Genomic DNA, 22,792 nt, shown 5'->3' with positions numbered 1-22,792 from the left:
AAGAGCCCTCCCGAAAGGCACGATCGTGCAATTCACTTCTGAACACCGCCTCGACGACGGCGTCCTCGAGCGCGAATTCACCCTCGGCGAGATCCCCGGCACGCTGTGGACGCCTGAATCCCCCGCGCCGGCCCCGCTGATCCTGATGGCCCACAACAACGGCCTGCCCAAGAGCCAAGCCCGGCTGGTGGCCCGGGGCCGGCACACCGCGGCGTACGGCTACGCGGTGGCCACCATCGACGCCGCCGGGTGCGGTGAGCGGCCCCGTTCCGCCGCCGACGAGCAGGCCCGCGCCGACCTCCGCCGGGCGATGCAGGCCGGCGAGCCGGTCGACGAGATCTTCGAGTCCCTCGTCGGCCCGCTGGTCGAAAACGCGGTCCCGGAATGGCGGACCACCCTGGACGCCCTCCTTGCGCTGCCCGAGATCGGCGGCCCGGTCGGGTACTCGGGGTGGATGGCCCTCGGCATCCGGCTCGCGGTGGTCGAGCCGCGCATCGCCGCCGCCGGTTTCTTCGCCGGGGGATTCGTGCCCCGCGCCCAGCGCGAGGAGGCCCAGCAGGTCGCCGTTCCGCTGCTGATGCTGCTGCAGTGGGACGACGAAGGGAACCCCCGGCAGCGGGCCCTGGACCTGTTCGACGCCTTCGGCACCAAGGAGAAGACGTTGCACGCCAATCTGGGCGGGCACACCGGCACCCCGTGGTTCGAGGGGGAGGACGCGAGCCGGTTCTTCGGCCGACACCTGAAGTAGGGCCGGACCGCCAGGCCGGCACAGTGGGCGCGCGGGCGAGCTGCGGGACGAGCGGCCGCTGTGCCGCTCCGGCGACCGCGGCGGAGGCAGTGGCCTGCGTGGCGTAGGAAGCCGGTGAGACGAACTCGCCCGGGGCGGTGGTCGAACACCGCCCCGGGCGAGACCGGTTGAGAGGTACCGCGTCAGATCACCGGGTGGTGAGGTAGGCGCGCTCGATCGTCTGGACCAGGGTGTTGCCCGAGTCGTCGGTCAGCTCGGCCCGCAGGGAGACGGAGCCGGGCTCGGCCGGGTGCTGCAGCGACAGGTGGGTGCCGTCGACGGCCTCGGCGGACTGCCAGGTGGCGCCTTCGTCGTAGGAGACCTCGAAGGCGAGCTTCGCGGGCTGCCGGCCGGCGGACGCGCCCTCGACGGCGAACGGGACGTCGAACCGCTCGCCCGCCTTCGCCGTGCTGTCCAGGGACAGTTCGGGCGAGAAACGGACCACCGACAGCGGCAGTGCGGTCGGCTCGTCCTCGGGGGTCTTGGCGGAGCGGAAGGTCCACTCCGCCCTGACGCGGGTGCTGACCGGCGACAGTCCCGGATCACGGGAGTTGTCCAGGGTCAGCCTGTACGCGCCCGCCCGTTCGGGAACGGTGAACTCGGTGACGCTGTCGGCCGGGGAGGAGCTGAGGGGGATCTCCTCGCCGTCCAGCTGGAGCGAGCTCTCGGCCGAGGCGGGTCCACCGCCGCTGTCGTAGTGCCCGGCGCCGTCGCCGAACAGCGGCAGAAAGGCCGTGATGACATTCCCGGACCGCTCGACACCGGGTTTCCCCGTCACCACGGAGCCCGCGGAGTCCGCGGTGCCGCCCAAGGCCGGACCGAAGACGCCGACGTTGAACCGCTCGGTGTAGCTCTGGCCGGCCTGCCAGGTCCTGGGCGCCCCGTGGAGCAAGTACTCGAACTCGCCCTCGCCGCTGCTCTGCTGCATGTCGAAGGACCACCTGACGCCGTTGTCGAGGATGTATTCGGTCGTGCGCAGCGGCAGCTTCCCCGTCAGCAGGCTGTAGCGGCCGAAGAGGTCCCCATCGGGCATATGGGGACTGACAGCCACCTGGACGTCCTTGCCCGCGGCGGGTGCGCCTGCCTGGAAGTCGACCTTGGCAAGCTGCTTCTGCTCCACCTTGGCGGCGAAGCCGCCCAGGTCGCCGCGGCGGACCCAGGAAAGGTGGTAGGTGACCGGCCTGCCCTCGTCGTCCTGGGTCGTCCAGTCACCGGAGTACTGGGCGAACGCGGCGTCGGCGGACACCTCGGGGCCGAGTTGCCCGAACCGCATGCCCTGGAAGGTCGGGAGCCAGTACCCGTTCGTGTTCGTGGGCATCCCCGCGGCCTGTGTGTAGCGGTACGCGACTGTGGCCTCGGTGTTCTCGGCCGCTGGGTCGGGCACGGTGATGTCCAACGGCTGTGCCTGCCGGGCGTCGACGGTGACGGTGGTGTCCCGGTCCAGGGTCAGCTTCGGCTGCATCAGTACGGCCTGGGTGGAGGACGTGAAGTCGGGGTGGATCACACCGGTGAGGCCGTAGTCGCCCTTGGGCAGCCGTACCGTGAGTTCGCCGTCCGCCTCGTCGCTGTAGCGGGTGTAGAAGTCCCTGTCGAGGGCCTGCACGGTGGTGACGGCGTCGCTGGTCGGCTCGCCGTTCTCGTCGAGGTGCCTCAACGTCAGGTCGAACGACTCGACCTCGCGCTGCACCCCCACGGCGGTGCGCACCGCCACCTTGTCATCGGCCGAGACGGCCGACACCGAGCCGCCGAACGTGCCGTCGGCGCTGCCGGAACGGGTGTCCGCGGTCACGTCGACACTGGCCTCGCCGCCCACCGGGACGGTGACCCGCTGCGGGGACACGGCGAACATGCCCTCGGCGGCCGACTTGCCGTCCACCGAGAAGGCATCGACGGAGAGGTCCAGGGTGACCGGCTCCGTACCGAAATTCTCGTAGGTGAGCTGTTTGGTCACCGGTTCGTCGTCGTTGTGCGGCCACTGCTGCGCGCCGAAGTTGATCGGCCCCTGCTGGGTGATGACACCCTGCTCCAGCGCCCGCACCAGATCCGTACGGCCGGTGCCCTGCTGGAAGGAGCTGTACGCGCCCGGCTCGGCGGAGCCCGTGAGTACCGCCTTGATGCGCTCGCCGGTCCAGTCGGGGTGCTGCTGGGCGAGGATCGCGGCGGCGCCCGCGACATGCGGGGTCGCCATGGAGGTGCCGCCGATCGTGGTGTAACCGGGTGCCGGGGACGGTTTGGCGCGCTCCAGGACGCTGCCGGCGGCCGCGGCGGCCGTGATGGCGACGCCGGGTGCGGTCAGGTCGGGCTTGACCCCGCCGTCCCCGACGCGCGGGCCACGGCTGGAGAAGTCGCCGAGCGCGTCGGACTTGTCGACCGCGCCGACGGTGAGCGCGGCCTCGGCGCTGCCGGGCGAGCCGACGGTCCCCTCGCCGAACTCGCCCTCGGTACCCTCGTTGCCGGCCGCGATGACGAAGAGCGTGTCGGACTCGGCGGAGAGCCGGTTGACCGTCTCCTCCAACGGGTCGATGCCGGGGGAGTCCGTGCCGCCGAGACTGAGGTTGACGACGTCGGCGCCCTGCGCCACCGCCCACTCCATGCCCGCGATGATCCCGGAGTCCGAGCCCCAGCCGCCGTCGTCGAGGATCTTGCCGTTCAGGAGCTTCGCGCCGGGGGCGACACCCTTGTACGTGCCGCCGGACTTGGCGCCCGTCCCGGCCGTGATGGACGCCACGTGCGTACCGTGGCCGAACTTGTCGGCGGTGCCGGACTCGGAAGCGGTGAAGTCCTGCTCGGCGACGACCTGGCTCGCGAGATCGGGGTGGGTCGTGTCGATCCCGGTGTCCAGCACGGCGATCTTGACGCCGGTGCCGTCGTACCCGGCGGCCCAGGCGGTCGGCGCGCCGATCTGCGGGACGCTCTTGTCGAGGCTCGCCTTGCGCCTGCCGTCCAGCCACACCTTCTCCACCGCGGTCGAGGCGGTGAACGCGTCGGCGCCGGTATCGGTCACGGCGTCCCAGAAGTCGGTGCCGCGCTTCTTGACGGACCGCATCGCCTTCCCGTTGACGGCGGGCAGCGCACGGCCCAGCCGGGCCCCGGCCCCGGTGAACGGGGTCATCGAAGGAGCCTTCTTGCCCTTGAACGTGACGATCAGCGGTACGTCGGTACGGCCCGCGTCGTCGTAGCCGTCGGCGACCAACTGGGTCACGTCGAACAGCCGGGCGTCCAACTTGCCCTGCGCCAGCAGCAGTTCGGCATCACCGGGCACCACCTGGGTGTGTCCGTCGACCACCTGGACGGAGAACGGCACCCGCTCCCGGCCCTCCGCCCGCACCACGCCGGTGACCCTTCCGGCACCGTCCACCATGACCCGGTCACCGGTGACCAGCGTCACCGTCTTCAGCGGACCGGGCTGGGAACTCCCGGTGCCCGATGTACCGGCCGGGGCCCCCTGGGCGACCTCGCCAGGAAGGGCGGTCAGCAGCAGGGCGGTGGTGGCCAGCCCCGCCGCCGCGACCATCGCGCCTTTTCGTCTCGCGCCTAACTCCACCTGAGATTTCCTCTCGGTTCGTGCTCGTTCGTTGGTGCTTGTTCGTTCGGGATATTGGTCGTCACCGTTCGAGGGACGTGCGGTCCCCCATCACGACCACCGGGTGCAGCGCGGGGTCGAGTGCGAGCAGCAGCTCCTTCATGTGCTGCTTCGTCAGGCTCACGCAGCCGTGGGTGGGTCCCCCGTGGTCGACGTGCAGCCAGATGCCGCCGCCGCGACCCGTGCCGAGCGGGCGGGTCCAGTCGAGCGGGGAGGTGCCCGGCTTGCGGTTGTAGTCGATCGCGACCACGTAGTCGAAGGAGCCGGCGAGCGGCTCGCCCTCGAACCCGGTGCCGCCGACGGTGAAGGCCCGGGACCGGTCGTAGGGCAGCTTCGTGCCCGGGTCGGCGAGCAGTCCGCCTGCGTCGCTGAGGGTGAACACACCGATGGGCGAGTGCAGGTCGCCCGCGTAGTGGTCGTCGGTCCAGCCCTCGAGCGCGTTGTGGGCGGCCCAGGTCCGCCCGGCGGTCCAGCCGCTGTCGTCGGTGCGCTGGTACAGCACCACCTGCGACTGCGGGGAGTTCTTGTCCTTCCCGGTGACGACGACGACCTGCCGGGTGTTGTCGGGGATCTGGGCGAGGGTCCGGGGGCCGAGGCCCGGCAGGACGGCCGCCGCGGAAGCGCCCGGGTCCGCGGCTTCGGCGGCCGCGCCCGCTTCGCCGGTTTCACCGGCCGCGCTCGGCCCGGATCCGGCGGGAGCCGTGGCGGGCGCCGTGGCGGGCGCGACAGCCTGGACGTCCTGCGCACCGGCGGCGGCCGAGGGGACGCTCGCCGCCGTCCCGGTGCCGGGGCCGCCGCAACCCGCCAGGGTGATGGCCAGGGCCAAGACCGCGGCGGGAACCGGCAGACGGGAGCCCGCGGAGGAGAAGAGGTGCCACACCGGGGGCTTCACCGGATGCTGCACGAGGTGCTTCGCGGGGTGCTTCACGCGGTGTTTCGCAGGGTGCCTCATCGCGCCGAACCCGCCGTCCACTCGCTCCACGGCATGTTCCAGCCGTTGAGTCCGTTGTCGGCGGCGATCACCTTGTCGTCGGAGTTCTTCACCACGACCACGTCGCCGATGAGGGAGTTGTCGTAGAACCAGGCGGCGTCCTGGCCGGAGTCGCCCCCGCCCTTGGTGTCGTTGAGCCCCACACAGCCGTGGCTGATGTTGGACCGGCCGAAGACGGAGTCGTCCCCCCAGTAGTTGCCGTGGACGAAGGTGCCCGAGGTGGACAGCCGCATGGCGTGCGGGACGTCGGGGATGTCGTACTGCCCGGCGAAACCGACCGTGGCGCCGTTCATCCGCGTCGAGCTCAGCTTCTCGGAGATGACCATCTGCCCGTTCCAGGTGGGCGACGAGGCGGCGCCCGCGGTGATCGGTATGTTCCGCACGGTGGTGCCGTCCCGGACGACCTTCATGGTGTGCGCGGCGGCGTCCACGGTGGACACCTGACTGCGCCCGACCTTGAACCGGAGGGTCTTGTCCTGTTCGCCGTACGCGTCGGCGGCTCCCTTCACTCCGGCGAGGCGGATCCTGACGGTGACCGTGGAGTTGGGCTTCCAGTAGTCCTGCGGACGGAAGTCGAGGCGCTGCCCGCCGAACCAGTGGCCCACGACGGTCTGTCCGCTGTCGGCACTGACCTCGACGGCGGACTCGACGGCCTTCTTGTCCGTGATCGGTTTGTCGAAGGTGATCGAGACCGGCATGCCCACACCGACCGTGGAGCCGTTCTCCGGGGTGTAGGTGCCGGTGAACCGGTCGGCCTCGGCAAGGGTCTTGAACGTCACGGCCTTGGTCGTGCGGTGGCCGTCGGCACCGGTGGCCACGGCGGTCAACCGGTAGGTCGTCCCGTGCTTCAGTTCACCCGAGGGAGCCCAGCTCTTCTTGTCCGGGGACCGTTCGCCCGACACCGCCCGGCCGTCCGCGGTGGACAGGGACACCTCGGTGATCGTGCCCCCTGCGACCGTGACCCGGCCGCCGACCGTGACCGGGACATGCTCCTGCCCGTCGCCTGCATGCAGTTCCAGCCGGGGCCCCGTCGCCGCCCCGGCGGCCTGCACCGGTGTCTTCGCCGGGTCCCCGATGGGGTCCTTCGCGTCCGACGCCCCGGTGCTGCAGCCGACCAGCAGGCACACCGAAACCGACAGCAGCGCCAGGACGGACCGGGACGGGAGGGTGCGGCCCGAGCGCGGCGCGAACGCCGCTGCCGGGGCCGGGCATGTGTGATGTGTGGATGATCCATCGTGCATGGGGCCAGCGTGGAGCGCGGATATCAGGAAGTTGTCAGGGTGTGGGATGAACCGCACGAGGGCCCTGCTCCGTGCTGACGCCGCCTCAGCACCCCTAGGGTCAGCGGCGTGTGCGCGTATTCCTGGTACGGCAAGAGGTCACCGGTGACGGCGTGGCGGCCGGCAGAGGGCTCGAACAACCGCGTTTGTGACGACGAAGTATCCCGGGCTCACCCAACCGTCCTCCTTGCTCACGAGGCCCGGAGCATCGTCGCGGTAATAGCGACGCAACATGCGGTTGAGCAAAGGAGTCCCAGCCACGAGCAGGACTGGAGCGGCAACGACTGCCCCGACCGTCACGGCGAGCCGCACTGCCTGGACCCTGACGACGCTCTCGCTCCGCATCGCTCCAGTCTGCCTGACTTGGGTCTGCACCCGGCCCTGATCACCGCCGTCCACCGCCAGGCCCCCGGCGTCCAACTGGTGCTCGCCCTTCCGGACGCGATCACTCGCGCGGCCCGGAAGTAACTCGGCCTCATCACACTGCCACTGCTACTGCCTGCCATCCCGCTGTCGCGGTGTTCGATCGGACCCTCGGGGAGCTACTTTGTCACTTCGTCATAGCTGGGGTGAGAGGGCCGTCTCGTCAGCCCAACAGGGCGTCGCAGGAAAGGAGTTGAATTGGACCTACAGGACGCGCAGGACACGGCCAAGAGGCTGCGGGCGATCAGCGACGAGTTGTCGGACCGTTTCTACGAGCGGGCTGAAGTGGTGCGGACGCTGGTAGTGACGCTGCTGGCCGGGCAGCATTCGTTGGTGCTCGGCCCGCCCGGAACGGCGAAGTCCGAGATGGCCCGGGAGCTCACGGGCAGAATCGAGGGGGCGGCCTACTGGGAGATCCTCCTGTCGAAGTTCACCGCGCCGACGAGGATGTTCGGTCCCATCGACGTCGCCGCGCTGGCCCGGGGCGAGTACCGCCAGGTCTACGAAGGCCGCGCCACGACCGCGCATGTCGCGTTCATCGACGAGATCTTCAAGTGCTCCACGGCTGCGCTGAACGAGACATTGGGCTACCTCAACGAGCGGATCTACCACCCCGAGAGCGGCGGCGAGCCGATCCGCTGCCCTCTGATCGGGGCCATCACGGCGAGCAACGAACTACCCGGCGGAGAGGATTCGGCCGCGATCTACGACCGGCTGCTCGTACGGATCGAGGTCGGGTACCTGGAAGACCCCTCGAACTTCGCCGCGCTGGTCCGGTCCGCCGTCAGCCGCCCGGCGGCGCCGACACGGACCACCATCGAGCTGGCCGCGTTGCAGCACGCCGTGACCGAAGCCGTCCCGGCCGTGGAAGTCCCCGACCTGATCGTGGATGCGGTGTGTACGCTGCGGGCCGCCCTGCGCCGCAAGGAACTCGTCGCCTCCGACCGCCGCTGGCGGCAGGCGGTGGGCCTGCTCCAGGCGTCCGCGTACCTGGACGGCCGGCCGGCGGTCGCCGAGACCGACCTGTCGGTGCTGACGCACGTGCTGTGGGACTCCCCCGCCGAACGCCCGACCGTCGAGCGTGAGGTGCTGCACCTGGTCAACCCGGACGCCAAGGAGGCGCTCGACCTGGCCGACGCCATCGAGGAGCTGGAGGCCCAGCTCGATGCCATGGCCGGGCAGTCCCGCGAGGCGCTGAGCGAGTGGGTCATCAAGAAGGCCCACAACCAGCTGGCCACAGCGGGGAAGCGGCTGGAGAAGCTGCGCCAGGAGGCGGCGAGCGCCGGCCGCTCCACGGCTGCCATTGACCGAATCACCGGCCGCCAGCGAGCCGTCCGCGCCCGCGTTCTCACCGAGGCCCTCGGCGTCGACGCGAGCATGGTGCAGGCCCAACTCTGAACACCGGGGGATCAGAACCATGGGCACGGCAGACAGCACACCGCGCAGCATCGACGAGCCGGCGAGCCCGGCCGGGACTGGGCCGGGCCTGTCCGCCGCCGCTCCCGAGCGGCACACTGCGGCCGTGGTCGCGGACCGGTTCGACCGGATCACATGGCGCGACACCTACGAGCAGTCGGCCGGACTGCGCGATCTGGCCGAGGAGTTGAACAGACGCGACGACTACACCACCGACCTCCTGACCGACGTGTTCCTGGCTGCCTACAAGGTCAGGCCGCGATTGCGCGAGCGCGAGGAAATGGACCTCTCCCGGCTGGTCAACCACCAGGTCATCACCTCACTGGTCGAGTCACCGGAGTTCGCCGAGCTGCGCCGGGAGACGGCCGGCGACCCCTACGCAGCCGCCATGGCCGTGCTCGCCCAGGCCGCCGCACTGCGCCGGATGCTGGAACGCACCCGGGACGCCCGGCAACGGGCCGAGCAGGCGAAGAAGGCACAGCAGCACGCCGAAGGCGCGGCGACCGCCATGAGCGAGGCTCTTCAGCAGGCCTCCGACGAGGACGGCACCGTGTCGGCCCCGGCCGCCGACGCCGTACAACAGACGATCGAGGCCGCGAAGGCCGCTGCGCGGCACGCCGCCCAGGACGCCGCGCAGGCCCTCGCGGCAGCGACCCCCGGTGTCCGTGCCGCCGCGCGGAACGCGGCGGCGAAGGCCGCCGAGGCCGTGCGGGAGGAGGCCGCCCTGATGCGGGCGTGGGGCGTTGCTCCCGGCCGGCTGGAGCGGATGCCGTTCGACCAGCGTGCCCGGCTCGCCGCGCGCCTGCGCTCCGGCCGTCTCGCACAGTGGGCCGAGCTGATCGGTCGCTTCCGGCAGATGGCCGGCGGTGAGCGCGCCCGCAAGGTGGAGAACGCCGCCGGGGAACTGGTCGGCGTCACGCTCGGCGACGACCTCTCCCGCGTCATCCCCTCCGAGCTGGCCAACCTCGGCCTGCCCGCGCTGCGTGCGGTGTTCGCCGCGCGCTACGCCGCCGGGGAGCTGATGCTCTACGACAGCCAGGGAGAGCAGGCCACCGGCCGGGGCGCCGTCATCGCGTGCGTGGACACCTCGCACTCCATGTACGAGGCAGGGCCCGGCGGCGTCACCCGGGAGGCGTGGGCCAAGGCGTGCGCCCTGGCGCTACTGGATCAGGCCCGCCACGCGGGGCGTGACTTCGTCGGCATCCTGTTCTCCGCTGCTGACAAGATCCAGGTCTTCCGCTTCCCTGCCGACCAGCCTGCGGAGATCGCCCAGGTGCTCGACTTCGCGGAGACCTTCCTCGGGGGCGGAACCAGCTACCAGACGCCGCTGTCGGCGGCCGGGGAGTTGTTGGAAGAGGAGTTCAACGACACCGCCCGTGCGCGCGGCGACATCGTGATGATCACCGACGACGACTGCGGCGTCACCGAGGAGTGGATGCGCGGCTGGAACGACGCCAAGCACCGGTTGGGTTTCCGGGTCTTCGGCGTGGCCGTCGGCACCCCCCGCGTCGCCGAAGCCGACTCGGTCCTTCAGGCGCTGTGCGACAACCTCCGCTCCATCGAGGACCTCACCGACGTCCACGCCGCGGCCGACCTCTTCCGCGTGATCTGACCCGGCCTCCTCTCCCAGCCGGCCGCAGTGAGGGCCGTCGGGGCATCGGATACGTGCTGGCTTGGGCCGCAGTCGGGGACCGTCCTCTTCGGCGTCCTGTTCTGCCTCGGCCGGGCCCGGTACAGGGAGGCAACCGGCGGGTTCTTGCCGGCACATCAACGGCGCATTTGTTGTGACGTGGTTCACATCAACGACCTGTCACGTCCGGTGCGGGTTGCCTGTCCCATGGGCGTCACCGACACCGAAGTCGGTGCTCGACCTTGGGAGTTCCCATGAACAACGGCCACCGCATCGTCGTCCTCGGCGCCGGCTACACGGGCATGTTCAGCGCCATCCGGCTGGCCCACCGCACTCGTCGGACCGGCGTGAAGATCACCCTGGTCAACCCCTCCAGCCGGTTCGTCGAGCGGCTGCGGATGCACCAGATCGCCGCCGGGCAGGAGTTGGCCGACCATCAGATCCCCGACCTGCTCGCCGGGACCGGCGTCACCTTCGTCCAGGGCACCGCCACCGCCATCGACCCCGAGGCCCGGCAGATCACCGTCGACGGCGCCGAGACCCTCGGGTACGACACGCTCGTCTACGCGCTGGGCAGCTCGACCGACACCGGCAAGGTCCCCGGCGCCGACGCCCACGCGTTCACCCTCAACAACCCGGAGATCGCCGGTCGGTTCGCCGCGCGGCTCACCGAGGTCGCCGCGTCCGGCGGCACCGTCACCGTCTGCGGTGGCGGCCTGACCGGCATCGAGGCGGCCACCGAGATCGCCGAGAGCCACCCCGGCCTGCACGTCACGCTGATCAGCCTGGACGAGCCCGGCGGCATGATGGGCGCCAAGGCCCGCGCCTACCTCCACGGCGCGCTTGACCGCCTGGGCGTCACCCTTGAGACCGGCGCCCGCGTCACCAAGGTGCTGCCCGACGCCGTCGAACTGGCCGACGGCCGGCTCGTCCACTCCGACGCCTGCCTGTGGACCACCGGCGTCAAGGTGTCGCCGCTCGCCGCCGACGCCGGGATCGCCACCGACGACCGCGGCCTCATCCTGGTCGACGCCACCCTGCGTTCGGTCTCCCACCCGGAGATCCACGCCATCGGCGACGCCGCCGCCGTCCGGCTGGCCTGGGGACAGATCCACGGCACCTGCCAGAGCGGCCTGCCCACCGCCCAGTACACCGCCGACACCATCGCGCGGCTCGTGCGCGGCAAGGCCGTCAAGCAGTTCCGCTTCGGCTACTTCCACCAGCCGGTCAGCCTCGGCCGCCGTGACGCCGTCATCCAGTTCACCAAGGCCGACGAAACCCCCCGCCGCATGCACCTCACCGGCCGGAGCGCCGTCGCGTACAAGGAGACGGTCAGCGGCAGCCCGCTCACGACCTACCGGTTCAGCAAGCGCATGAACGTCACCACCATCGTCTCCAAGGGCGGCCGCGCGACCCGCAAGCCCACGGCATGACGGGCGCATCGGCTCCCCGCGCCATGTCCTCGGGCCTTGCCGCCCTGGCTACGGCGCTGGCAGCATGATCCGATGGTCGACGCCAGGGACGAGCAGGATCCGTACATCGAACACCGCAGGCTGCTGTTCGCCACCGCCTACCGCATGCTGGGCAGCGTCACCGACGCCGAGGACGTCCTGCAGGACACCTGGCTGCGCTGGCGCACCGCGGACCGCGACACGGTCCGCCACCCCAAGGCCTACCTGGTGCGCACGGTCACCAACCTCTCGTTGAACCGCCTCACCTCCGCACGGGCAACCCGCGAGACCTACGTCGGGCCGTGGCTCCCCGAGCCCCTGCTGACCTCCCCCGACATCGCCGCGGAGACCGAACTGGCCGAAAGCGTGTCCACCGCGATGCTGGTCGTCCTGGAAACCCTCAGCCCCGTCGAACGCGCCGTCTTCCTGCTCCGCGAGGTCTTCGGCTACTCGCACGCCGAGATCGCCGAGACCCTCGAGCGCCCCGAGCCGACGGTCCGCCAGATCGCCCACCGCGCACGCGAGCACGTCCAGGCCCGCCGCCCTCGCTTCGACGCCGACCAGAACCAGCGACGGCAGGTCACCGCCCAGTTCTTGGAGGCCTGCGCTGGTGGCGACCTGAACGCCGTCATGGAGCTGCTCGCCCCCGAGGTCACCGCCTGGTCCGACGGCGGCGGCAAGGTCACCGCGGCCCGCCGCCCGCTCCACGGCACCGACCGCGTCGCACGCTGGCTCGTGGGTTTCCTGGCCAAGCCCGAACTGGCCGACCTGACCATGGAGCCGGCCGTCATCAACGGCGAGCTCGGCGTCCTGGCCACCCTCGGCGGACACACGGTCGGCGCCCTCTCGTTCGACCTCGTCGACGGCCGCATCCAGAACCTGCGCTTCCAGGTCAACCCCGAAAAGCTCAGCGGCCTGACCCCCGACAACGGCTTGGCGCTGCCGTGAAGCGTTCGATCCTGAAGCAGTTCCGGCGGGCCCCTGGACCAAGACAAGACGAGCTGTCCAGGGCGAGCGCAGCCCGTCGCCTACGACGCCGAAAGCGCCCTTGACGAAGCCGAGTCGCCCCGAACCCTTCACTGGCGGGCGAATCGATCCCAGTTGAGGCAGGGCCCGGCATCGGCCTGGCAGAGAAGACCCTTCGGCCGATCTCCGTCTCCGAACAGCACCGCGTCGATGTCGAGCACGCCCCGTTCTACGGGCGCGCCCGCTCCTGGGTCCCGCCCCACGCGAAGACGCGGCCGCCCGCCCAGGTGGTCACGGGCGACAACACCAACGACTGCACACAGTTCGCCACGGTGATGGAAGCGATCCGCGTGCCTCGCATCGGCGGCCCGGGCCGGCCTCGGACCAGGCCGTCTCATGTCATCGGCGACAAGGGCTACAGCGCGAAAGCGATCCGTGCCTGGCTCCGCCGGTGGGGTATCCCGCACACGATCCCCGTGCGGGCCGACCAGGTCCGCAACCGCCTCCGGCGTGGCAGCGGCGGCGGTCGGCCCCCAGCCTTCGATCAGCAGATCTACAAACGGCGCAGCGTGGTGGTGCGGTGCTTCAACCGGCTGAAGCAGTGGCGCGGCATCGCCTGCGGCGAAGCGGCTGTGTGACCTGACGGACCGACTTGCTGTTCCCCCGCCATTCCCCGTGGTTCCCCTCACGACCTGGCACGCATCTGGCACGACTTCTTCGTCCCGAACTTTCGGCTGGAAGGTCTCGGATCCGGGTGTCGTTGCCTTCGTTGTGCCTTTCCCAGACCTGCGAACCCGCCCCGTAGCACTGTGGCCCTGGGCTGCCAACGGACAGGGCCACGTTACAACTGCCGTTCGGTCGATGGTGCACGTCCGTGCTTTGTGGCACGTTGCGGCTTGTGGACGCCCGTTCGTGTGCCCTGGCGGCGTGGTGCCGTAACTGCTTCGACCCTGTGGCGTGCCATGAGGAAGTGACCAGAAACCTTGACGTCGGACGGCTGCGGCGGATCTCAGATCGGCGTGCCGCGGGGCGACGTCGGCGGCGACGGAACCGACGTTTCGCGGCGGATGGTCCCACGGGCGGCAACCGCATGCAGTTGGTCGGACTGGTGGCGGTGAGCTTGCCGGGGTTCGCTGCGCTGACCGCGCTGTTGTTCACCTGGATGCAGGTGGGGCAGGCCAGTACAGAACTACGAATCAGTGAGCAGGGACAGATCACCAACCGGTACAACGCCGCGATCAACAACTTGGGGTCGCAATCCATAGATGTACGCCTGGGGGGAATGTACGCCCTGCAGCGCATCATGCAGGATTCCACGCGCGACCATCCCACGGTCGTTTCGGTCCTGTCCGCGTACGTACGTCAGCACGCCGCTCTTCCGGCCAATGACGCCAAGAAGTCACAGGCCACATCGGAAGAGCACTCGCCAGATGCGGATATTCAGGCGGTCATAAACGTATTGGCTCACCGCCGACCCGCCTTGGACAAGGGGACGACGGTCGATCTGAGTCACACCGATCTGAGCGGGCTGAAGTCCATGGGCACCGGAACCATCAACCTCCGCCAAGCGAACCTGACAGGGGCAGACCTCGGCGAAGCGGACCTGTCAGGGGTGGACCTCCGGGGTGCGGACCTGTCTGATGCGGACCTGAACCTGGCGTCGCTGTTCGGCGCGAACCTCACGCAGGCAACCCTGTTGGGAACGAATCTCGGTGGTGCGCACTTGAACAATGCCATCTTGACCAAGACCGTTGTCTGCGGCACCGACAGGTACCAACTAACTGAGAATGGGCCATATTTGCACTTTTGCCCTGATCTAACCGGTGCGGACTTGGGTGGAGCCAAACTGAGCGGCACGAGCCTGGCACACACGAAACTGATCGGCGCATCCTTGACCCACGCGGATCTGACCGGCGCAAATCTCAGTAACGCGGACCTCACCAACGCTGACCTAACCGGCGCAAACCTTACGAAGGCGAACTTCACTGGCGCACGTCTCAGGGGAGTGACGCTAGACGGAGCAAAGACGGAAGGGGCCCGAGGGCTGCCGTCATCGAGTCGCTAGAGATATTCAGAGATCCCATTGGTTGGGTTACGCGGGTCTGAGGTCGGGCTCGGCTTTCGACGCATCGGTCTGAGCCTCGGCCAACGGCAGTCAGTGGATGGTGGACGATGGCCCGTGGGCGCTGATCGCGCCGCTTCTACCGCCCTGGCCGAGAAGCCTCCAGGCCTGCGGCCGATGCCGGACCGGCTGTGCCTGCGGCTGGAGCGGCGGTCGCCGCGGCCGTGCGAGCCATGATGAGGGCCCCGGTCACGGAGACGTCGTGACCGGGGCCCAGGATCAGCTACCGCGGAGGGCGCCGACCGCCGCTAGTTCCGGTACCGGAACACGATCCGGCCGCGCGTCAGGTCATACGGCGGGAGCTCCAGCAGCACCCGGTCCTCCAACATGATCTTGATGTAGTTCTTGCGGATCTTCCCGCTGATGTGCGCGAGCACATGGTGGCCGTTCTCGAGCTCCACGGTGAACATGGCGCTGCGCAGGCACTCGACGACCTTGCCCTCGACTTCGATGACGTTCCTGTTCTTCGTCATCGCACCAGCTCCAGGTTGCTGCTCATCGGCCGGGCACCGATGCCCTCGAACAGCGCCGAGGCTGCTTGGTTGGACTCGTGGACTTCGGTCCAGGCCGCGGCGAGCCCGGAGCGGTGCAGCGTCCCCAGCGTGTGGGCCAGCAGCGCCCGCGCGATGCCGCGGCGCTGCTCGCCGGCCCGGACCGCGACCAGCCCGATGCGCGGCCGCTTCACCCGCACCACCCGGACCAGACCCAGATAGCGGTCCGGCGCCGCGGCCACCGCATACTTCGACGGATCGACGATGGTGTCGCCTTCGGGGCGGGGAATCACCTCCGCGGGCATCGACTGCCACCCGACGGTCGCCTCGACTTCGTCACGGATCGCGCGGTCCACCGCCCGCAGCAGACTCTCGTCCGCCTGACCGGCGGGCACGATCGTCACGCCCGAAGGCGGCAGGAGCGCGTCGAGCCCTGTGACCCGCGGGTCGGTCGGCACGACGTACTCCCACTCGCGGCGCCGGATCGTGAACCCGGCCCGCCGCCAGCCGGCCGTCAGCTCGACGTCGGCTTCGTCGACGACCGTGTACAGCGGCGCCGGCAGTTCCGCCAGCATCGCCTCGGCGAGCCGGTCGAAGGCGGCCTCGTGCCAGGCGTCGATGCTGACGAACAAACGCCCGTCGGGCCGGTGCTGCGCATGCCCGCGGCCGACCACCAGGTCGTCGTCCAGTGCATGCCATTGCCTGTCCGCGACGCGCGTGATCATCACCGCGTTCTCGCTCAGGCCAGATGTGAAAGGCTTCGTGTTCATCGGAGTCCCCTTCCAGGAGTGCCTCGATCTCAGGCGCTCCTGGCGACACCGAACGTCAGCCGCCGGACCGTGACGGGTTGAGGGAGCACCCACGGGTAACTGTGTTCACGGGGGCTCACCTCCATACGACGACTTCACGGTCCACCGCGAAAGTAGCAACGACAGCCGCCTCGCTCAAATCATTTCCCTGAGCTCGAGCTGTCCTGCTCGCCGCAGTTCCTCTACAGGCCTGCAGCAGGTCCGGCACGGTGCGTCGGCACCGTCACACGGCGCACCACGTCGCCGGGATGCCGGGACGCCGTCAGCCCATGCAGCCCGTACCTGGCGCGCACCGCTCACGCGCCTTCGGTTGCGTCCCAACTCGGCCAACCATGCCGCCAGTTATGACTGAAAACACCAGTAACTCCGACACAACCATCCGAAGGCCCAGCCCGTCACATAAGGCAGGAGCAACCAACTCCTAAGCACACAAGGGGGAAATATGCGCTTTACTCACTCCATGCTGGGCGCAGCCGCACTGGCCGCTCTCTCGGTGGGGGCCACCACCGCCCTCGCGGCGCCCGCCTCCGCCGCACCCAACACCACCCCGCAGAAGGTCTGCGGCAGCGGCTACAAGACCGTGAACTCCGCCGCCGTCGGCACGCTGGGCACCGTCTACCTCGCCTACAACTCCACCAACGGCAACAACTGCGTCGTCACCATCCGCAACAACCCCGGCACCGCCCTGGACATGTCCGCCTGGATCTACGTCCCCGAGACCAACGAAGGCGACGACGACTCCGGGCGCTACACCTCCTACGCAGGACCCTCCTACGTCATCGGCAAGGGCCTCTGCGTCGACTGGGGCGGCTCCATCGCCAACACCTATGTACAGGTGATCGGCTCCAACTGCGGCTCCCGCGCAGAACACCGGACCACCTACACCCGCTGACCCGCCGGGCGGACCGCCGGCCCTCGCCCTGCGACTACCGACCACCGCGCCGGACGCCACCCTGGCCTGCCGGAGGGCGCCCTGGTGGCGCAGGGCACCGCGGAAGGCCGTAACGAACCGAATCGCCCTGGCGGAGCCCACCCGGCTCCGCCAGGGCGACCCTGCACCCTCCGCAGGTCGTGGTCGGACGGCCGGTGTTCGCGCGATCGGCCTGAGCCGAGTCACAGCCCGACGGACGTCTGCAGGCCCGCCTGCCACCGAGGCCCCGCCCGGGTCAGGGCTGGCTCCGCCCGAAGCCGACATAGGCGCAGGCGAACCCCTCGCCCTCGCGCGGCGCCCGGGTCCACGACCGGGTGGTGAAGGTGCGGAGCCTGCCCCAGGTCAGCGCGAACCGGGGAAGCGACAGCCCGAGTTCGGCGTGCAGGGCCTCCAACACACGCAGCTCACCGTCCAGTTCACCTCCCTTTGGACGGAACAGCAGTGCGGGATCCAGGGCTTCGGGGATCGCGCCGGAGCGCTCGATCTGCATAGCCCGCACGGTGAACGCGTAGATCTCCTCCCCCTGTTCGGCCACCGACACGTGGAACGCGGCTGGGCTACCACCCGAGGACGAGCCCCTCGGATCGCGCCACACCACCACCGCACCGCCAGACGCGGAGGCGCCCGCAGCAGGGGAACAGAACAGCTTGCCCATCAGGCGCGAGCAGCCGTCGAAGGCGAAGGCCCACGCCTCGGCGGTACGGCCGACGGCGACCACGGCCCGGTCCTCCCAGAGTTCCACGCCCTCTCGCTCATGAGGCTTGCGCGCACGCCGCGACGCCTCACGCGGATCCGCCGGCGCGCTCAGTTCGGCGCCTTCCTCGCCTATCAGAGCGGGCAGGCAGGCGGGGTCGATCCCTATCTGCAGCAGCTCGTGAGACCTGCGAGTGATCGCAGTAATCTGCACCCTGGCATCAGATTCTGAAATCGCGTGCTGACTCTCGTGCTCCCGGCTCCGGAGCAGCGGGTCGTGACGGATCCGGCTGGCGTGTCTGTGGAGACCGGGCCCGTGGACGCAGTCACGCTGCGACGGCGGTACCAGGCGCGGATCTCGGTGCACGACGAGGAGCATGACGGATCAACTCCCATGTGGCTGGTAAGGATACAAATTGACGGTGGACGACCGCCGTCCGCCGTCAACCAGCGTCCATGTCGCGAACTCGCGTGACCTCCGAGGAGGAATTGTGGTCATTGAGGTCAGAGGGCTCTCCGGAGCCTGTGAGTGGCAGCACTGGTCCACAGTGGACCTCTGGTCCGATCGCCAACGCATGCCTGTCTACGGCGAGCAACCACTGACTGCAGCCGAAGAAAATCGGCTCAACGCCCTGCGCAGTGCCGGGGTGGGGGCGGATATTCCTCTTGCACTCAGCGGAGACTCGGCCCACGTCGCGGCCGGGGCTGCCGAGCATGCTGATCTGCTGGCCTACCTGGCCTCGGCCGACCAATCGAGGTGGTCCTATCACTTGGCGCGACTCGCGTGCTCCTTCAAAAAAGGCAAGGGTGAGTATTTCACCGGGGCTGATCTGACCGTCGAACTCTTTGGCGATGGTGATGACGAACTGCGTCCGACGATCTGGTCACTGACCCCTGCAAAGGTGCTCGACGGAGACGAGCGGAGCCACGAGTTCGGGTTCACGAGCAGTCTGAAGTTTCTCCAGGTCTCAACCACCCGGCACCATAAAGCCCCTCAGGGAAAGCTTGTCCAGGGATACGGCATGCTGACGTCGATGGCGAGATGGGAGTTCACTCCTACGGCAGTCGCACGACTGGAGGGAGATTTCGAACTCGGACTGATTGTGCGGGTCCCCCGAGATGTTCCCGCTCACGCCGTCGTGACGCTGGACATCGTTGTTGAGAAACCCAGGAAGCTGGCCATGAACAGGAAAGCCGAGGTCCGCGGGGCAGCCAGCAGGACCATCGTATTCGAAGGACCTGACCAATCCGCCCGGTCACATTCGGGTCCGCCGAGATGAGCAACCAGCGGCGGGAGAACGGCCTGTGCCGCTGATCAGACGGCTGACTGACGGGGAACCGGCGAGCAGGCTCGAGGGGCCCGATCGGAAGCCGGCCCGACGGCGCCCGCGACGCCCTCGGGCCGGTGGCGACACCGCGCACGCCTGAACCACGGCAAGGCCCCAAGCCCAGTGGGCGGCGATCCAGCGCCGGACTCGGCCGCGGCGCGGAAGCCGTCGTTCTGTACCGCAGGGTGGCGGTGCTGCGGCAGCAGGCGTCGGTCGGGCGGTGATGTGAGGCGCGCGCCGACAGACTGAGTCAATCCTTCTGCCCCTGGCATTTGCCAAAGGTCTTTCGCCTGGTTGGCGGTGCCGACGGGGACTCAAACCTGCCAGGGTGACCTGACCGATGACCGGGGATACGGCCACCGGTGAAGTCCCATCCCCCACAGAGGCGGCGCCAACGCCGGTTCGGTGTTGCCGGCCCCGCGGCTGCCTGCCCGAGCCTCAGGAGTCAACCGTGCGTGTCATGATCCAAATGCGTCCGGCGCCGGATGTGGTGGCCGCCGTCATCGACCCGGCCGTCACCACCACCGCCTCCGACGTCGCCGGCGACGTCCCAGGCGTCGCGCTGGACCCGGACTTCGCTCCGGTACCGGTGCCCCGTCCCCAGGCCGCGGCCCCCGGCGGTGACCCGCTGTCCCTGGAGCAACCGCTCACCTTCTCGATGGCCCCCGAGCACGCCGGTGTCCTCGTGCGTGGTGAGATCCAGGACTATGACGTAGCCAGTCGCTACGCGATGCTGGCCACCGCCCGACCGGACATCGTCGGCATCTCCTCCGACCCGGTCATCGAGTCCATGCCGACCTGCGGCGGCGACGGCCCGGTGGGCGACTGGCACGACGTCCAGGCCAAACTGACCGAACATCTCAAGGCGGAGGGCATGGACGGCGAAGGTGTCGCCCTTGCCATCCTCGACACAGGCATCAACGTCGCTCATGTCTCCGAGGCCCTGGGCCAGGAGGTGACCGTCGACGTGGCCAGAAGCTGGAAACCCTTCGGAGTATCCGGGCACTTCGGCCAGTTCCCCGTGGACCACGGCTCGATGTGCGCCTTCGACAGCAGGATCACCGCTCCGCGCGCCACGCTCCTGGACATCCCCGTCCTCCTGTCGCAGCGCCCCGTCATCCTCGGGCTGCTCTCCGACGCCATCGCGGCCTTCGCGCACCTGTGGACCGTTCTGGCGGCGATGCCGCAGGACCGCCGTGCGCTGGTGGTCAGCAACAGCTGGGGCTCGTTCAAGCCCAGCTGGGACTTCCCGCCCGGGCACCCCGGTAACTACTCGGACAACCCGGCCCACCCCTTCAACCTCGCCGTCAGCGCCCTCGAACAGGCGGGCGCGGACATCCTGTTCGCGGCCGGCAACTGCGGCCGGGAGTGTCCCGACGGCCGCTGCGCCTTCCCCGACCGCCCCATCAACGGCGCGAACTCGCACCCCCGCGCGCTGTCCATCGGAGGCGTGGACGTCCGTGGCGCCCGCGTCGGCTACTCCTCCCAGGGGCCCGGTCGGCTCAGCCGACGCAAGCCGGACGTCTGCACGTTCACGCACTTCGCCGGTTCGAAGGCGTTCGGCCCGAACGAGCCCGACTCCGGAACCTCGGCGGCCTGCCCCGTCGCGGCCGGTGTGGTCGCCGCGGTGCGCTCACAACTGCCCGCCGGTGAACTTTCCCCGGGCCAGCTGCGCACGCTGCTGCGCCGTACGGCGGACGACCTGGGGATGGCCGGCTTCGACTTCGACTTCGGGTACGGCACGATTGATGCGGCCGGCATTGTCGAGGCGGTGCGCCGGCGGAGGAAGAACGGCCGTCACCGCTAGGGAGTAGCCATGGTTTCCCAGGGCCCTGAAGTCCTCGTCACGGTGACGCTGCCGGAGGGGGCGACGCTCCAGGACGCACTACGCCGGTACGAGCTTTCCCCCGACCAGGTCGACGAGGGGTACGGACTCGTGTCCGTGGACCCGGCCCAGGGCCTGTACGCCATGCTGGTCAGCGAGGACGCCGCCGAGCGGATCACTGGCAGCCCCGGCGCGAAGGGGCCGTACGCGAACCCGAAGATCGAGCCCTTCGGGCCCCCGCAACCGGGACCGGAGCGCGGCCACGAAAGCTGACCGCCTCATCGAGGGCCGGGCCGGACTGACCACGGCCCGGCCCTCGACTCATGTGTTTCCTCCTCGGTGGGTGTGGGCACAGACCGGCCGGCTCAGGCACGGCCCCTTCGCCAGGGCCTTGGGCCGTTCTCGCCGACTGACGTCGCACTCGCTGTCGCCAGAAGGACCACGGCAGGTGACTTGTTCCGACATCGTCCGTCGGTGATCTTCACTGGTACGGTCCGGTCATGCCGCGCCTGGTGGAAGTTCCTGGGTACGTACGCTTCTGGACCGCCTCGGCTGTGTCTGCGTTCGGTTCACAGGTCACGGGGCTGGCCTTGCAGATCCTCACCGCTGTGGCGCTGAGCGCATCCGCCACGGAGGTCGGCATCGTCAACGCCGCCCGCTGGGTTCCGTATCTGCTCTTCGGACTCATGGCCGGGGTCGTGGTGGACCGCTGGCGGCGCAAGCCGATGATGGTTGCCACGGATCTCGGGAGGGCAGTCCTGCTCGGTGCGATTCCGGTGCTGTATGCGCTGGATCGGCTCACCATCCCCGCGCTGTGCTTGTTCGTCTTCGTGTTCGGGGTGCTGTCTTTGTTCTTCGAGGCGGCGAACCAGTCGTATGTGCCGCAGCTGGTACCAAGGGAGCTGCTCAACGCGGGGTACGCCCGTGTGCAACAGGCCGACGCGGTGGCCGGCTCGACCGGCCCTCTGATCGCCGGGGTACTGATCAAAATCATGGGCGCACCGCTGGCCGTGCTGGTGGACGCCCTCAGTTATTTGATATCCGGCCTGCTCCTCGCTTCGGTGAAGGCGACCGACCCCATCCCCGATCGAGGCACACGGAGCAGCCTGGGCAGCGAGCTGCGTGAGGGGGTGGCGTGGGTCTACCGGCATCGCACGCTGGCGTCCATCGCTCTGACCTCGCACGCGATGCTCCTCTTCAACAGCATGGTGAGCACGGTCTTCGTGGTCTTCGCCCTGCAGAGCCTCAAGATCGGGGAATTCGGGCTGGGGGTCACCTACGCCTTCGCGAGTGTCGGCGCGTTACTCGGCGGTGCGCTCTCCGGTCGCGTGGCCGGAAGACTGGACGTGGGCGCCACTCTGATCGCCTTCCGCCTGCTCGCCGCCATCGGCTGGCTGCCCCTGGTCCTGGCCGAGCGCGGACCGTGGGCGCTCGCCTCCGTGTCGCTCGGCTTCTTCCTCGTGTCCCTGGCCATCGGCGTCGAAAGCCCGGTGGAGATGAGCTACCGCCAGGCGGTGACACCCGACCGGCTGCGGGGGCGGATGAACGCGACGATCCGCTCGATGAACTGGGGAATGGTGGCGGTGGGGGCACCACTCGGTGGAGTGCTCGCCGACCAGGTCAGCTATCGCTTCGCGCTGTGGATCGGACTGTCGGGAGCGGTCGTCCAGGCGCTCGCGCTGGCGGTTTCTCGTACCCGCAGGGCCCGTACTGCCGACGAACTCGATCCTCCGACAGCTGAGCTGACACGTAGCGGCCCAGAAACCCCTGCCAGGGAAGGCAAAAACTGATCAGTTCACGGCAGCCTCGGTGGGAGGTGGCCGACTTGTGGATGGCAGCGAGGTCGATGTGCGGGTCGGCCTCGAAATCGCAGCCCCGCAGGGAAGCGAGTGCGGCGGCCGGGTGTCGGGCGGCAGGTGGGCCAGCAGCCGCTGGGTCAGGAGCGTCACCGTCGCCCGATCCGACCGGGCAGGGACGGGTGGCTCGTCCACGTCGTCGACCTCGGCTGCCTTCCTCGCCCTCCGGCGCGACCGCGACCGCGACCGCGTCCGCGGGCAATGCGCCGG

General features: G+C 69.5%; 16 protein-coding genes and 2 pseudogenes. 12 read left to right on the top strand and 6 right to left on the bottom strand.

Translation table 11 applies throughout. The annotated features are described in order from the left end of the window. Positions 1-25: 25 nt before the first annotated feature. Entirely contained in the window at positions 26-748 is a 723-nt protein-coding gene (locus ABZ725_RS28650) for an alpha/beta hydrolase (protein WP_358805416.1), read from the top strand. A 187-nt stretch (positions 749-935) separates the two neighbouring features. On the opposite strand, the gene ABZ725_RS28645 is transcribed toward ABZ725_RS28650, so the two are convergent. The 3 genes from ABZ725_RS28645 to ABZ725_RS28635 all read right to left on the bottom strand — a co-directional run bounded on the left by ABZ725_RS28645 (position 936) and on the right by ABZ725_RS28635 (position 6,602). Beyond that, on the bottom strand, positions 936-4,331 hold the full coding sequence (locus ABZ725_RS28645) for a S8 family serine peptidase (RefSeq protein WP_358805415.1): 3,396 nt from the start codon (positions 4,329-4,331) through the stop codon (positions 936-938). Between the two features lie 61 nt (positions 4,332-4,392). Next, positions 4,393-5,274, bottom strand: coding sequence for a L,D-transpeptidase family protein (locus ABZ725_RS28640; RefSeq protein WP_358805635.1), 882 nt, complete (start codon positions 5,272-5,274; stop codon positions 4,393-4,395). Between the two features lie 44 nt (positions 5,275-5,318). Next, a complete protein-coding gene (locus ABZ725_RS28635; protein ID WP_358805414.1) occupies positions 5,319-6,602 on the bottom strand; it encodes an Ig-like domain-containing protein in 1,284 nt (427 codons plus the stop codon). Positions 6,603-7,262: 660 nt separating this feature from the next. On the opposite strand from ABZ725_RS28635, the gene ABZ725_RS28630 reads away from it, so the two are divergent. From ABZ725_RS28630 to ABZ725_RS28605, 6 genes and pseudogenes are all read left to right on the top strand, one after another. Next, positions 7,263-8,462 carry an AAA family ATPase gene (locus ABZ725_RS28630; RefSeq protein WP_358805413.1) on the top strand — a complete coding sequence of 400 codons (1,200 nt, stop codon included), beginning with the start codon at positions 7,263-7,265 and terminating at the stop codon, positions 8,460-8,462. 19 nt (positions 8,463-8,481) lie between these two features. Then, the gene (locus tag ABZ725_RS28625) at positions 8,482-10,092 is read left to right on the top strand and encodes a VWA domain-containing protein (RefSeq protein ID WP_358805412.1); all 1,611 of its coding nucleotides are present in this window, start codon (positions 8,482-8,484) and stop codon (positions 10,090-10,092) included. A 272-nt stretch (positions 10,093-10,364) separates the two neighbouring features. Further along, positions 10,365-11,543 (top strand): FAD-dependent oxidoreductase, encoded by a 1,179-nt coding sequence (locus ABZ725_RS28620; protein WP_358805411.1) that lies wholly within the window; start codon positions 10,365-10,367, stop codon positions 11,541-11,543. A gap of 72 nt (positions 11,544-11,615) precedes the next feature. After that, positions 11,616-12,509, top strand: a complete 894-nt coding sequence (locus tag ABZ725_RS28615) for an RNA polymerase sigma-70 factor (protein ID WP_358805410.1) — start codon at positions 11,616-11,618, stop codon at positions 12,507-12,509. Between the two features lie 293 nt (positions 12,510-12,802). After that, positions 12,803-13,144, top strand: a pseudogene (locus ABZ725_RS28610) (transposase); the annotation flags it as partial. A 473-nt stretch (positions 13,145-13,617) separates the two neighbouring features. Continuing rightward, on the top strand, positions 13,618-14,592 hold the full coding sequence (locus ABZ725_RS28605) for a pentapeptide repeat-containing protein (protein ID WP_358805409.1): 975 nt from the start codon (positions 13,618-13,620) through the stop codon (positions 14,590-14,592). Between the two features lie 305 nt (positions 14,593-14,897). On the opposite strand, the gene infA is transcribed toward ABZ725_RS28605, so the two are convergent. Together infA and ABZ725_RS28595 are read right to left on the bottom strand one after the other, a co-directional pair. Beyond that, on the bottom strand, positions 14,898-15,122 hold the full coding sequence (gene infA / locus ABZ725_RS28600; protein ID WP_358805408.1) for a translation initiation factor IF-1: 225 nt from the start codon (positions 15,120-15,122) through the stop codon (positions 14,898-14,900). Beyond that, positions 15,119-15,910, bottom strand: coding sequence for a GNAT family N-acetyltransferase (locus ABZ725_RS28595; RefSeq protein WP_358805407.1), 792 nt, complete (start codon positions 15,908-15,910; stop codon positions 15,119-15,121). Before ABZ725_RS28595 ends, infA begins: the two co-directional genes overlap by 4 nt. Positions 15,911-16,391: 481 nt before the next feature. On the opposite strand from ABZ725_RS28595, the gene ABZ725_RS28590 reads away from it, so the two are divergent. Beyond that, positions 16,392-16,841, top strand: a complete 450-nt coding sequence (locus tag ABZ725_RS28590; protein WP_358805406.1) for a spore-associated protein — start codon at positions 16,392-16,394, stop codon at positions 16,839-16,841. 274 nt (positions 16,842-17,115) lie between these two features. On the opposite strand, the pseudogene ABZ725_RS28585 reads toward ABZ725_RS28590, so the two are convergent. After that, positions 17,116-17,733: pseudogene (locus ABZ725_RS28585) on the bottom strand (SMI1/KNR4 family protein); the annotation flags it as partial. 256 nt (positions 17,734-17,989) lie between these two features. Here ABZ725_RS28585 and ABZ725_RS28580 point away from each other — a divergent pair. From ABZ725_RS28580 to ABZ725_RS28565, 4 genes are all read left to right on the top strand, one after another. Beyond that, positions 17,990-18,853 carry a hypothetical protein gene (locus tag ABZ725_RS28580; protein ID WP_358805405.1) on the top strand — a complete coding sequence of 288 codons (864 nt, stop codon included), beginning with the start codon at positions 17,990-17,992 and terminating at the stop codon, positions 18,851-18,853. 508 nt (positions 18,854-19,361) lie between these two features. Next, positions 19,362-20,708: a S8 family serine peptidase gene (locus tag ABZ725_RS28575; protein ID WP_358805404.1), complete on the top strand. Its 1,347-nt coding sequence runs from the start codon at positions 19,362-19,364 to the stop codon at positions 20,706-20,708. A gap of 9 nt (positions 20,709-20,717) precedes the next feature. Then, complete coding sequence (locus ABZ725_RS28570) at positions 20,718-20,999, top strand: hypothetical protein (RefSeq protein WP_358805403.1); 282 nt, start codon at positions 20,718-20,720, stop codon at positions 20,997-20,999. A 227-nt stretch (positions 21,000-21,226) separates the two neighbouring features. Next, positions 21,227-22,516, top strand: a complete 1,290-nt coding sequence (locus ABZ725_RS28565; RefSeq protein WP_358805402.1) for an MFS transporter — start codon at positions 21,227-21,229, stop codon at positions 22,514-22,516. The last annotated feature ends 276 nt before the right edge of the window (positions 22,517-22,792 follow it).

The organism is Streptomyces sp. NPDC006872 (assembly GCF_040635845.1).
Lineage (GTDB): Bacteria > Actinomycetota > Actinomycetes > Streptomycetales > Streptomycetaceae > Streptomyces.
This window is presented reverse-complemented; position numbering and strand designations above follow the sequence as displayed.

Coding starts and splice junctions, on each gene's coding strand:
- ABZ725_RS28635 (WP_358805414.1), bottom strand. CDS start 6,602: ATGCACGATGGATCATCCACACATCACACATGCCCGGCCCCGGCAGCG.
- ABZ725_RS28625 (WP_358805412.1), top strand. CDS start 8,482: ATGGGCACGGCAGACAGCACACCGCGCAGCATCGACGAGCCGGCGAGC.
- ABZ725_RS28620 (WP_358805411.1), top strand. CDS start 10,365: ATGAACAACGGCCACCGCATCGTCGTCCTCGGCGCCGGCTACACGGGC.
- ABZ725_RS28615 (WP_358805410.1), top strand. CDS start 11,616: ATGGTCGACGCCAGGGACGAGCAGGATCCGTACATCGAACACCGCAGG.
- ABZ725_RS28605 (WP_358805409.1), top strand. CDS start 13,618: ATGCAGTTGGTCGGACTGGTGGCGGTGAGCTTGCCGGGGTTCGCTGCG.
- infA (WP_358805408.1), bottom strand. CDS start 15,122: ATGACGAAGAACAGGAACGTCATCGAAGTCGAGGGCAAGGTCGTCGAG.
- ABZ725_RS28595 (WP_358805407.1), bottom strand. CDS start 15,910: ATGAACACGAAGCCTTTCACATCTGGCCTGAGCGAGAACGCGGTGATG.
- ABZ725_RS28590 (WP_358805406.1), top strand. CDS start 16,392: ATGCGCTTTACTCACTCCATGCTGGGCGCAGCCGCACTGGCCGCTCTC.
- ABZ725_RS28575 (WP_358805404.1), top strand. CDS start 19,362: ATGATCCAAATGCGTCCGGCGCCGGATGTGGTGGCCGCCGTCATCGAC.
- ABZ725_RS28570 (WP_358805403.1), top strand. CDS start 20,718: ATGGTTTCCCAGGGCCCTGAAGTCCTCGTCACGGTGACGCTGCCGGAG.
- ABZ725_RS28565 (WP_358805402.1), top strand. CDS start 21,227: ATGCCGCGCCTGGTGGAAGTTCCTGGGTACGTACGCTTCTGGACCGCC.